The sequence below is a fragment of the Saccharibacillus brassicae genome (assembly GCF_006542275.1).
Classification (GTDB): Bacteria; Bacillota; Bacilli; order Paenibacillales; family Paenibacillaceae; genus Saccharibacillus; species Saccharibacillus brassicae.
The window spans coordinates 3,395,415-3,407,500 of the sequence record NZ_CP041217.1; the positions used below are offsets into that span (position 1 = coordinate 3,395,415).

General features: G+C 58.8%; 10 protein-coding genes, 1 rRNA gene and 1 riboswitch (1 of these 12 only partly in view). Of the genes, 6 read left to right on the forward strand and 5 right to left on the reverse strand.

The genetic code is table 11. From position 1 onward, the window contains the following. Positions 1-128 precede the first annotated feature (128 nt). Positions 129-1,337: a multidrug effflux MFS transporter gene (locus FFV09_RS14105; protein WP_141450468.1), complete on the forward strand. Its 1,209-nt coding sequence runs from the start codon at positions 129-131 to the stop codon at positions 1,335-1,337. A gap of 46 nt (positions 1,338-1,383) precedes the next feature. Here FFV09_RS14105 and FFV09_RS14110 read toward each other — a convergent pair whose 3' ends face one another. From FFV09_RS14110 to FFV09_RS14130, 5 genes are all read right to left on the reverse strand, one after another. Further along, a complete protein-coding gene (locus FFV09_RS14110) occupies positions 1,384-2,442 on the reverse strand; it encodes an ABC transporter ATP-binding protein (RefSeq protein ID WP_141448422.1) in 1,059 nt (352 codons plus the stop codon). Then, on the reverse strand, positions 2,432-3,325 hold the full coding sequence (gene cysW, locus FFV09_RS14115) for a sulfate ABC transporter permease subunit CysW (RefSeq protein ID WP_141448423.1): 894 nt from the start codon (positions 3,323-3,325) through the stop codon (positions 2,432-2,434). The genes FFV09_RS14110 and cysW overlap by 11 nt, the downstream gene beginning before the upstream one ends. 3 nt (positions 3,326-3,328) lie before the next feature. Further along, positions 3,329-4,177, reverse strand: coding sequence for a sulfate ABC transporter permease subunit CysT (gene cysT, locus FFV09_RS14120; RefSeq protein WP_141448424.1), 849 nt, complete (start codon positions 4,175-4,177; stop codon positions 3,329-3,331). A gap of 94 nt (positions 4,178-4,271) precedes the next feature. After that, positions 4,272-5,360: a sulfate ABC transporter substrate-binding protein gene (locus FFV09_RS14125; RefSeq protein WP_246098344.1), complete on the reverse strand. Its 1,089-nt coding sequence runs from the start codon at positions 5,358-5,360 to the stop codon at positions 4,272-4,274. Continuing rightward, a complete protein-coding gene (locus FFV09_RS14130) occupies positions 5,357-6,427 on the reverse strand; it encodes a LacI family DNA-binding transcriptional regulator (protein ID WP_141448425.1) in 1,071 nt (356 codons plus the stop codon). Before FFV09_RS14130 ends, FFV09_RS14125 begins: the two co-directional genes overlap by 4 nt. 202 nt (positions 6,428-6,629) lie before the next feature. Between FFV09_RS14130 and FFV09_RS14135 the strand changes: the two genes are divergently transcribed. The 5 genes from FFV09_RS14135 to FFV09_RS14155 form a co-directional block, all read left to right on the forward strand. Further along, positions 6,630-7,241 (forward strand): DUF1349 domain-containing protein, encoded by a 612-nt coding sequence (locus FFV09_RS14135; protein WP_141448426.1) that lies wholly within the window; start codon positions 6,630-6,632, stop codon positions 7,239-7,241. Further along, positions 7,241-8,320 carry a hypothetical protein gene (locus FFV09_RS14140; protein ID WP_141448427.1) on the forward strand — a complete coding sequence of 360 codons (1,080 nt, stop codon included), beginning with the start codon at positions 7,241-7,243 and terminating at the stop codon, positions 8,318-8,320. Before FFV09_RS14135 ends, FFV09_RS14140 begins: the two co-directional genes overlap by 1 nt. Positions 8,321-8,347: 27 nt before the next feature. Then, positions 8,348-8,728, forward strand: a complete 381-nt coding sequence (locus tag FFV09_RS14145; RefSeq protein ID WP_246098345.1) for an MmcQ/YjbR family DNA-binding protein — start codon at positions 8,348-8,350, stop codon at positions 8,726-8,728. 267 nt (positions 8,729-8,995) lie between these two features. Continuing rightward, positions 8,996-9,097, forward strand: a riboswitch (purine riboswitch). Positions 9,098-9,232: 135 nt separating this feature from the next. Beyond that, complete coding sequence (locus FFV09_RS14150) at positions 9,233-10,624, forward strand: NCS2 family permease (RefSeq protein WP_141448428.1); 1,392 nt, start codon at positions 9,233-9,235, stop codon at positions 10,622-10,624. Between the two features lie 741 nt (positions 10,625-11,365). Continuing rightward, positions 11,366-12,086 (forward strand): 16S ribosomal RNA (locus FFV09_RS14155) (it continues 829 nt past the right edge of the window).

Below are 12,086 nucleotides of genomic sequence, written 5' to 3' on the forward strand. Positions count from 1 at the left end.
ACTTGGCGGGGATTTTTTTCGAAAAAAATAAAGCATGAAATTTAAAATAAATAAGGTTCACTTAGTAACTGGCGTACTGTATAATCTGGAATCAGACTGGAAGAAGAAGGACGGAGAATCGGAACATGATGAATAAGAACAGCAGCAGTCGATGGAGCGTGATCGGGCTCGCTTTATTGCTGGGTGTATTTTCGACGTTGGGACCGTTTACGATCGACATGTATTTGCCCGCGTTTCCCGAAATCGCAAAAGACTTTGGTACGACCGCTTCTTTGGTACAATTCAGCTTGACCGCTTGTTTGCTCGGACTCGGCATCGGACAGTTGGTCGTCGGGCCTTTGAGCGATGCTTACGGCAGACGCCGGCCTTTGTTGATCGGCATCATTGCGTACGTCATTATATCGTTGGCCTGCGCGTATTCCCCGAATATCGGCATGTTGATCGTGCTCCGGTTTGCGCAAGGGTTCGCGGCTTCCGCCGGAATCGTCATATCGCGCGCGATTGCCCGCGATCTGTACAGCGGTCATAAACTGACCAAATTTTTCTCTCTGCTGCTGCTTGTAGGCAATCTCGGACCGTTGGTCGCTCCGATTGCCGGAAGCGGAGTGCTGAACTTTACGACATGGCCGGGCGTCTTCGTGTCCTTGTCGATTCTGGGCGTTTTCCTGTATTTGATGACGCAGTTTCGTCTCAAGGAAAGCCATCCTCCCGAACGACGCGTCTCGCCGAATTTCAAATCCCAGCTGCTTAATTACGGCGTGATGCTGCGCGATCGGAAGTTCGTGGGTTACATGTTGGCGCAGGGCATCCTGACGGGAGGGGTGTTCGCCTACGTGGCAGCTACGCCTTTCGTTTATCAAAATATTTACGGAGTGTCTCCGACGATGTTCTCCGTATTGTTCGCTTCCAACGGGATCAGCTTGATGATCGGTTCCCAAATCGTCGGGCGGATCTCGCACCGGGTTCCGGAGCAGAAGCTGATCGTAGTCGGCTTATGGATGGCGTTCCTGTCCAGTATCGTCGTGGCAGGGGTGACGCTTGTGGAAGGACCGCTGTTTGCTTTGGTTATTCCTTTGTTTTTCTTCGTATGTTCGATCAGCATTACGTCCACGGCCGCTTTCCCGCTCGCCATGGAGAGTCAGTCCAAAAACGCGGGCAGCGCGGCGGCCTTGCTCGGCCTTGTCCCGTTCGTACTCGGAGGGCTCGTCGCGCCGATCGTCGGCATTGCGGGCGAGGACACGGCCGTTCCGCTCGGTTTTACTTTGATGGGCACAAGCCTTGCCGCGATTCTGGCTTACTTTATGCTGGTGAGAAAAGCGGAGCAGGCGGAACAATGATTTCAAAAAAGGACAGCTGCGCGTTTGCGCGGCTGTCCTTTTTTCGTCAAATAAACACCGTATCGGCATTTTGAAGCGCCCGGTTCTCCACCAGCTGCACCCGGTCTTCGTCGTACACGTACAGCCGGTACACGAGCACGCTGACCCGTTCGCCGGGCGACAGCTCGTCTTCTTCGGGCGAGAGATAGCCGACCAGCCGCATGCCTTTGACGTTGACGTGCACTTCGATCAGGCTGCCCCGGAAAAAGACTTCTTCGACGATGCCGTCTTCGGCCGCGTGCAGCTGCTGCTGTTTGCCGTGCTTGGTAATGCGAACCAGTTCCGGCCGGATGACCGCTTTGTCGTAGCCGGCGTACTGTTCGAAGCCGTGCAGCGCCTCGTAGCGGTCGAGCACGAGCGATTCCCCGATGAACCGGGCGGCAAACGGCGTCGCGGGCTGTTTGTAGATATGCGCCGGCGTGCCTTTTTGCTCGATGCGTCCCTTGTTCACGATAATGATCTCGTCGGCCACTTCGACCGCTTCGTCCTGATCGTGGGTCACGAAAATGCTCGTGATGCCGAGCGAGTTGATCGTCTCCCGCAGCCAGATGCGCAGCTCTTTGCGAATCTTGGCGTCGATCGCCGCGAACGGTTCGTCCAGCAGCAGCAGATGCGGATTGGGCGCGAGCGCCCGGGCGAACGCCACGCGCTGACGCTGCCCGCCGGACAGCTGGTGCGGGTAGCGCTTTTCCAGGCCGCGCAGTCCGATCAGGTCGATCAGCCCGTTGACCCGCTCCCGGATAAACGGTTTGTCCTTCTTCTCGACCGCCAGGCCGAATGCGATATTGTCGAACACGGTCATATAGCGAAACAGCGCGTAGTTCTGGAATACGAAGCCGATGCCGCGCCGGCTGGCCGGCACGTCGTTCACCCGGCTGCCGTCGATGAAAATGTCTCCCGCATCCGGATGCACCAGTCCCGCAAGCGTCCGCAGCAGAGTCGTTTTGCCGCTGCCGGACGGGCCGAGCAGCCCGACGAGCCGTCCTTTTTCCACCGTGAACGAGACGCCGTCCAGCGCTTTGAATCCCCGATAATTTTTGTCTACGTCACGCAGTTCAACGTACATGGTCGCGTTCCTCCTTACGGCCTTTGAATTCGACGATATTGCGCAAAATCAGGATCAGCACCGCCGCGACGACCAGAATGGCCGAGACGGCAAACGCCGCGGTCAGTTGGAATTCGTTGAACAGAATCTCGATATGCAGCGGCAGCGTGTTCGTCTTGCCGCGCAGATGTCCCGAGACGACGGACACCGCGCCGAACTCGCCGAGCGCCCGCGCCGTGCAGAGAATGACCCCGTACAGCAGGGCCCACTTGATATGCGGCAGCGTCACTTTGCGGTAGATCGTCCAGCCTTTGGCGCCCATCAGGGCCGCGGCTTCTTCTTCGTCGGTGCCCTGCGCCTGCATGAGCGGGATAAGTTGGCGCGCGACGAACGGGAACGTGACGAAGATCGTCGCCAGAATGATGCCCGGCACGGCGAACACGACTTTGAGATCGTGCGCCTGCAGGAAATCGTAGGCCCAGCCGATCCGTCCGAACACGAGAATGAATACGAGGCCCGCGATGACGGGCGAGATGGCGAACGGAATATCGATCAGCGTAGTCAGGAACTGCTTGCCGCGAAAATGGAACTTGCTGATCGCCCACGAAGCGAAGACGCCGAAAATCGTGTTGCAGATCACCGCGACGACGGTAGTCAGCAGCGTAAGCTGAAGCGCCTTGATCGCGTAAGGATCGGTGACGGCGTTGGCGAACACGTCCCAGCCCTGCTTGAGCGCGTACACGCAGACGGTGACGAGCGGCAGGATCAGCATGACCAGAATGAACAGCACGCCGAGCGTGATCAAGGTCAAGCGTGCCGCCCGGCCGGGCGGACGCGTCGGCACCGGATCGGACTTGGGCCGCGCTTCGCGGTCGGGACGGGGATCGGTGAGCAGGTTTTCCATCGGTCACTCCGCTCCTTTCGCCGCGTAATCGAGCCTCGACTGCACGAGATTGATCGCGAACAGGATCAGAAAAGAGAAGACGATCATGACGAGCGCGATCGAAGCGGCCGCCCCGTAGTTGAACTGTTCCAGCTTGCTCATGACGATCAGCGGCAGGATCTGCGTCTCGTACGGAATATTGCCGGCGATAAAGATGACGCTGCCGTATTCGCCGAGTCCCCGCGCGAACGCAAGCCCGAAGCCGGTCAGCAGCGCGGGGCGGATCTCCGGGAACACGACTTTGCGGAAAATACGAACCGGGCTTGCGCCGAGGATCGCCGCCGCTTCTTCGTACGAAGCGTCCAGCTTCTCCAGCACCGGCTGGATCGAGCGTACGACGAACGGAATACCGATAAAGATCAGCGCGATCGTAATGCCGATCGGCGTATAGGCGACCTTGATGCCCAGCGGCAGCAGCAGGCTGCCGATCCATCCGCTGTCCGCGTACAGCGTCGTCAGCGCGATGCCCGCCACCGCGGTCGGCAGGGCGAACGGCAGCTCGATCAGGCCGTCCAGAATCCGCCTGCCCGGAAAGCGGTAGCGGACGAGGATCCACGCCAGGATCGTGCCGAACACGGCGTTGATCAGCGCGGCCGACAGCGCGCAGAGCAGGCTCACCTTATAGGCGGCGACGGCCTGAGGATCGCGGATCGACTGCCACAGTTCCGCGGGGCCGACGCCCGACAAGACGACGAAGATGGAGAGCAGCGGAATCATGACGATCAGCCCGAGCATGGAGATCGTGATGCCCATCGACAGCCCAAAGCCGGGGATGACCCTGTTTTTTTGGCGGAACAGCTTCACACTTCCCATGACGGTAACCCCTTTGGCCGCGGCGCGACCGCTTGACCGTCCCGCGCTCGGGGAGCCAAGCGGCAGGATGCCCGATCATCGGACATCCGCGCCGTTATTTTTGGTAAATTTGGTCGAAAATCGCGCCGTCCGCGAAAAATTTCTCCGTCGCCGCCTGCCAGCCGCCGAACTCGTCGTCGATGTTCACGAGCTTCAGATCGAGGTCGAATATGTCTTTGAATGTCGACAGGATCTCGGGATTCGACGGGCGGTAATAGTTGTCGCCGGCGAGCTTCTGCGCTTCGTCGGAGTACAGATAGCGCAAATATTCCGTCGCGACCGCCTCGGTGCCGCGCTTTTTCGCGACCTCGTCGACGACGGCGACCGAAGGCTGCGCAAGGATGCTGATGCTCGGCGTGACGATCTCGTAGTCGTCCGGATGTTCCTTGATTGACAGGAACGCTTCGTTCTCCCAGGCGAGCAGCACGTCGCCCTGCTTGTTCTCGACGAACGTCGTCGTCGCGCCGCGGGCGCCCGTGTCGAGCACCGTCACGTTATCGTAGAGGCTTTTGACGAATGCGGTCGATTTCGCTTCGTCGCCGCCGCCCTGCGCCTGCGCATAAGCCCAGGCGGCCAGGAAGTTCCAGCGCGCGCCGCCGGACGTTTTCGGGTTCGGGGTGATCACCTCGACGCCGCTTTTGACGATATCGTTCCAGTCTTTGATCCCTTTCGGATTGCCTTTGCGGACAAGGAAGACGATGGTGGACGTATAGGGCGAACTTTGTTTGTCGAATTCGTCCACCCAGCCCGGCTCGATCAGTCCGCCTTTTTCCAGCTCGGCCACGTCCTGTTCCAGCGCGAGCGTCACGACGTCGGCTTCGTTGCCTTCCAGCACCGAACGCGCCTGCTTGCCGGAACCGCCGTGCGACTGGACGACGCTGACGTCTTGGCCTTCGGTTTCTTTCCAGTGATTCTGGAACAGCTTGTTATACGCTTCGTACAGTTCGCGCGTCGGGTCGTAGGAGACGTTCGTGATCTCGACCGAGGCCGGTCGGTCCGAACCCGCCGCGGCGCCGGCCGCCGCGCCCGTCGCGGCTCCGTTCGAGCCGCAGGCCGCGAGCGGGGACACCGCTACCAGCAGCGTCAAGCCCAGCAAAGCCTTTTTCTTCATCGCGTGCAGTCCGTGCGGGTATGGCTTTCTCATGATCGTTTCCCCCTTAACAAAATGGTCGATGCGTGCGTGCCGGTCGATTCCGGCGGAGCCGTGCTTTCGCGAATCAGCAGCTTATGCGGCAGAAAGATTTGCATGGGCAGCCGATGTTCCCGGTTGATCCGGTCGAGCAGCGTGCGAACCGCCATCCGGCCCATTTCGACCTTGGGAATGCTGACCGTCGTCAGGACGGGAGAGACGTACTGGGCCACTTCGATATCGTCGATGCCGATCACGGAGAGCTGCGCGGGAATCCGGATGCCGGCTTCGGCAAACCGCTTGATCGCCGCGATCGCCGTAATGTCCGTGGCGCAGAACGCGGCGGTCGGCAGCGGGCTTGCGGCGCGGAGCAGCAGGTCCGCGCCCGCATATCCGCCCGGACCGTCCTGCGAGACGGAAGCAATCAGCGCCGGATCGGCTTCGAGGCCGTGCGCCTGAAGCGTGTCCGTGTAGGCGCGGTAGCGAATCTCGTCCTCGGTGTCGCCGATGTACGCGATGCGCTTGTGCCCGAGCCCGATCAGATGCAGCAGCGCCGTCCGGGCCGCTTCGTAGCCGTCGCACACGACCTGGTCCCATTGCGAGTCGATCACGTTGCGTCCGACGTAGACAAGATTGCGATAATGCCGTTCGAGGAGAGCACGCGTCGGCGTTCCCAGGCGTCCGAGCACGATGGCGCCGTCCGCCCGGGGAATGTTCGGACTGCGGCCTTGCGGCGCCTGCTGAAGATCGAACACCGAATGGTAAGCCGACACGGTGCAGCCTTTTTCCAGCGCCTGCTGTTCGATCGCCCGGGCGGTCTGCGCGAAAAACGGATTGTCTTCCAGGTCCCGGGTCCGTCCGAGGATGCAGGCGAGCGTCGTACATCGGGCGACCGCCTCTTCGCGTCGTCCCTGTTTGAGCTCCCGCGCCGACTGGTTGGGCACGTACCCGGTTTCGTGAATGATTTTCCAGACCCGATCCCGAACCGATTTGCGCGCGAAGCTGTCATCGGAAGAATTGATGATGCGCGATACGGTCGACGTCGACACTCCGGCAAGCTCCGCAATCTCCTTCAAAGTCATGTTCGCGCTCCTCTCCGGCGGCTTTTTTCTAATTCATACTAATTTCATTGGTTTAATAAGCGTTATTATAGTCCGGCTTTGCCAAAAACTTCAACGGAAAATAAGTGTAACGTTTGCGGAAAGATGGAAAAGGCTGTCATCCGGCCGGGCGGTACGTTAAAATGAGGAAGAAATCCGTATCCGAACGAAGGAGGAGAACAACATGGAATACATACCCGCACAGATCGACCGTTTGAAAACGATGACCGAACCGGAACGTCTCGAGACGTCGGAGGGGGTGCTCAAGCTGCATACCCGCGCCGATACCGATTTTTGGCTCAAAACGCATTACGGTTTCGAACGTTATAACGGACATGTGCTGTACGACGAGATCGTAGGAGATTTCGTCGCCGTCACCGAGCTGACGATGGACCCCCGTTACACGTTCGACCAATCCGGTCTGTTCGTGGAAGTCGACCGCGACAACTGGCTCAAGACGTCGGTGGAATACATTCCGGGCGCGCCTTCGCATCTGGGTGCGGTCGTGACGCGCGGCGGCTACTCCGACTGGTCGACGCGCAACGCGGACGCGGACCTGTTCGAACGCCGGCTGCAGTTCAAGGTGACGCGCGAAGGCGAAGATTTTCTGATCCATGCGCGCGAAGCGGACGGGGAATGGGAACAGCTGCGTATCGCCCATCTGGACTGCCCGGAAGGCGCGGCGTTGAAAGTCGGCCTGTATTCGGCAAGTCCGGGCACGGAAGGCGGCTTCGAGACATCGTTCCACCGATTCGAGATCCGCAAGCACGAGCGCGCCGCGGACTCTGCGTCCTAATGGAAGAGATCGGTCTCGGCGGCCGCCTGCAGGGGAACGCTAATTGGGCGCCGGCCGATATCGCCGCGCTGGCGGCGGAACCGTCGCTGCGTATCCTGCAGTACAGCGAACAGGAAGTGCCGGACGCGGAGCGGTTGGACGCGCTCAATAGGCTGTTCGCGGCGCGGCCCGACGTGGAACTTCGCCTATACGGATTCCATCTTCGGCCGGCGGATTTGTCCGTGCTGAAGCGCCTGCCCGAAGTGCAAAAGCTGTCGGTCGACTGCTGCTCGCGGGTAGAGAACCTGGGCGCGCTCGGCGGGCTTGCCAAGCTGCGCGAACTCACGCTCGACGTATTCGAGCTGGATTCGTTCGACGTGCTGGGCGAAGTGCGAAGCGGGCTGGACTGCCTTGCCCTCGGCAAGACGCGCTCGAAAAAGCCCGATCTGTCCGTACTGCGCCGCTTTGCGGGATTGGAGCGGCTGTCCCTTGCCGGGCAGCGCAAACATCTGGACGTGCTGCATGTTCTCGGCAAGCTTCGCGAGCTGACGGTATACGGCGTGCCGCTTGGCGACCTGTCGTTTCTCGGCGGCAATCCGGAGCTTGCGGAGCTCTCGCTCGGCTTCGGCGGCGCCGAAGAACTGGACGGCCTGCGCGCGGCGGAGCGGCTGGAACGGCTGTCGCTCACGAGCGTACGCGGCTTGAGCCGCCTGGACGTGCTGGCCGCGCTGCCGCGGCTGCGGGAACTGAAGCTGCGCAATCAGCCGAAGCTCGCGGCGCTGCCGGATCTGTCGGGACTGCCGCACCTGCGCGCGATCGAATGTTACGAAGTGGCGCTTGAGAGTCTGGGCTGGGCATCGACGGCGCCGGGCCTGGACCAACTGGCCTTGCTGGATGTGAAGACGCTGGAAGCCGGAGATTTCGCCGAACTGCTCGCGGTATGCCGGCCGCCGCGGATTCGCGTATCGATGCTTCGGGCCGCGCAGAGGGAAGCCGTCAGCCGTCTGCTTGCGCAGACCGGTTACGTCGAAGGAAAGCGTAACGAGTGGAGGATGCCCGAAGTGGGCAGGAACAACGCGCGGCAGTCGCGGCAGGGATGAAGGAATCTTTTTGAAGGAGGAAGCGAAGTGGAAGTGACGGACGAATGGATTCGCGAGACGTGTCTGGAACTGCCGGGGACGGAAGCTTTTTTGAAAGAAGAATGGGGCAGTCTGCTGTATCGGATCGGCGGCAAATATTTTGCGATGCGCGGAACGGATAACGAAGGCCGGCAGATTCTGACGCTTAAATGCGATCCCCGGCTGGCCGAAGAGTATCGGGAACGCTATGCGCAGATCGTGCCCGGCTACTACTCCAACAAGTCCCACTGGAACAGCGTGCTGCTCGAACAGGGAGGATTGGAGCCCGAATTTCTGCGCGGAATGATCCGTCACTCCTACGAATTGGTGCGCGGCGGACTAACGAAGAAGCTGCGGGACGAACTTCCACCGCTGCCGGAAACGTCCTAAAAAGCGAACGTTTTCATAAAAGAGCCGGTTTTCAAATTCGACGTTTTGCTTCTTACTGCGGTGCAGTCCCTCTCCGGACGTGCTTGCGCGGGAAGAAGCGGGGCGTTTTTTTCTTTTTGCGGACGTGTGTGGGAATTGACGAACATTGAAATAATATATTGTGAAAATCATTCGTTTTTTTGTTGACAAGCTTATTGAGCTGTCCTAGAATGTAACCTGTGAAGCCGACCAGCCGGAACGTATGCTTTGGCGGCGGCGGATAAGGTAATCGACAACAGCAACAGCGTTCGTATAATTCCGGGAATGGGCCCGGGAGTCTCTACGTGATCACCGTAAATGATCGCTCTACGAAACGGGAGGAAGCGCCTTTGCGGCTCAGACGTTCACGTCTCGCCGCCGGGCCGCGCGTTCTCCCGGTTCCAAGAGTACCGGAGGCGGCAGCGTCGTATCCGGTACTCTTTTGTCGTTCCCCCATTTACATTCCCGAGGAGGAAAATTGGTATCATGGAAAAGTTCTTTAAACTCAAAGAACACGGCACCACATTCAGAACGGAAATCATCGCCGGTCTGACGACTTTCATCACGATGGCCTACATCCTGGTCGTGAACCTCTCGTTCCTCGGTCCCGACGGCGCGGGCATCCCGGCTTCGGGCGTATTCTTCGCAACGGCGGTAGGCGCGGGCCTCGTGACGATCCTGATGGGCCTGTTCGCGAACATTCCGGTGGCGCTGGCTCCGGGCATGGGCCTTAATGCGTACTTCATGACCGTCGTGCTCAGCTCCAACGGAGCGATCACCTGGCAGGCGGCGCTCGGCGCGGTCTTCATCTCCGGTCTCATCTTCATCATCCTGACCGTGACCAAGGTGCGCCAAATGCTCATTGTGGCGGTGCCGTCCTCGATCAAGGCGGCGATCACGGTCGGCATCGGCTTGTTTGTCACCATCATCGGCATGAAGCTGGGCAACATCATCTCCGCTTCGGCCACGATAACGGGCATCACGGACGTGGCGCAGCTTCAGGCTCCGGTGACGATCCTCGGCTCGAACTTCCAGTTGGCGCTCGGCGATTTCATGCACCAAAAAGACACGCTGCTGTCGCTGATCGGGATCTTCATTATCGGAGCCCTGATGGTCATGCGCATTCGCGGGGCGCTGCTGATCGGCATCGTGCTCATTACGCTGATCGGTATTCCGATGGGCGTGACGGATCTGAGCGGCCTGTCCACAGGCACCTGGATTCCTTCGTTCGGCGATCTGGCCGTCGGCCAGTTGGACATCATGGGCGCGCTGCAGCTCGGATTGTTCGAGATCGTGTTCGTCTTCACCTTCGTTGAGCTGTTCGATACGTTCGGCACGCTTGTCGGCACGGCGGAACGCGCCGGCCTGATGAAGAACAAGGAAGAAGGCGAGAAGAAGATCGGCAAAGCGATGCTGGTCGACGCGGTCGGTGTCAGCACCGGCGCGGTTCTCGGTACGAGCACCATCACTTCCTACGTGGAGAGCACGGCGGGCATCGCGGAAGGCGGACGCACGGGCCTGACTTCGGTTACGACAGGCGTACTGTTCCTGCTGGCGATGTTCATCGCTCCGCTCGCTCTGGTCGTGCCTTCGGCGGCAACGGCTCCGGCGCTGATCATGGTCGGCGTACTGATGATCGCCCAGGTGCGCAGCATCGATTGGGAAGATATGCTGCAAGCGATCCCGGCTTTCCTGACGATCATCTTCATGCCTTTCACGAACGGGATTGCCAACGGTATCTCGATCGGTATTCTCGCTTACGTCATTCTCGGCGGATTAAGCAGCTTGTTCACCGCTCGCAAAGTGAAGATCCATTGGTTGATGTGGGTGTTGGCCGTTCTCGTCCTGGCCCGCTACGTCTTCCTCGGCGGCGAGTAATCCAAACTTACAGACAAAAAACAGAGAGAAAACGTTCAAAAGGGGAAAAGTACGGAACCTGTACAAAGCGGCTGTTCGTCCATCGACGACGGCCGCTTTTTTTTGCGTGGAATTCTGAACTTTTTTGAGATAGCCGATTTGCGCCTATTAGTGGTAAGGAAATTTGCAGCGGAAAAAAGGGCGATCCGGGCGGCGTTTTTTTTGATAAAAGGGGGTTGTTTTGCTTTGGGGAGGATGTTATAGTCTAGGAACCGCCTTGAGAGAGCGCCGGTGCGGTTCGCGAAAGTGAGCAGGTACATAATGAAATCGGACGAACGCTTCGCAAGAAGCCGGAAAAAGATTTCAAAAAAAGACTTGCAAAACGGAAACGGACATGCTAATATATAAGAGTTGCTGCTGCGAGCGAAACAAGCGAGCGGGGCACACGAGTAAGACCGAGTAACACCCATGAGATTAACGAGTTTGTTCTTTGAAAACTGAACAGTGAGTAACGAGAATCACGGAACCCAGCCGGGCCAAGTGATTCGAGGAACCGCGCTTAGCGAAGGGTTTTGATCTTTGGATCTAGACTCTGAAACTTGAGCATGGTTTAGAGTGAATATAGGGAACTTTAGTTCCCGCCACGTTTTAACGAGCACATGGTGCTTTCTTTAAAAAGCGAAGATCAAGTGACCGCTTCGTTCAAAGCCTTGGCCCTAAGGGTTCCGGCTTTGAAGTCGCGGTTGCGAAAGTGTTCGCAACTTAATGGAGAGTTTGATCCTGGCTCAGGACGAACGCTGGCGGCATGCCTAATACATGCAAGTCGAGCGGACTAAGGTGGAACTTGTTCCACCGAAGTTAGCGGCGGACGGGTGAGTAACACGTAGGCAACCTGCCTTTCAGCCTGGGATAACTTCCGGAAACGGATGCTAATACCGGATACATCGTTTCTCCGCATGGAGAGATGAGGAAAGACGGCGCAAGCTGTCACTGAGAGATGGGCCTGCGGCGCATTAGCTAGTTGGTGGGGTAATGGCTCACCAAGGCGACGATGCGTAGCCGACCTGAGAGGGTGAACGGCCACACTGGGACTGAGACACGGCCCAGACTCCTACGGGAGGCAGCAGTAGGGAATCTTCCACAATGGGCGAAAGCCTGATGGAGCAATGCCGCGTGAGTGATGAAGGTTTTCGGATCGTAAAGCTCTGTTGCCAGGGAAGAACGTCCGGGTGAGTAACTGCACCCGGAGTGACGGTACCTGAGAAGAAAGCCCCGGCTAACTACGTGCCAGCAGCCGCGGTAATACGTAGGGGGCAAGCGTTGTCCGGAATTATTGGGCGTAAAGCGCGTGCAGGCGGCGGATTAAGTCGGATGTTTAAGATCGGGGCTCAACCCCGATTCGCATCCGAAACTGGCCCGCTTGAGTGTAGGAGAGGAAAGTGGAATTCCACGTGTAGCGGTGAAATGCGTAGAGATGTGGAGG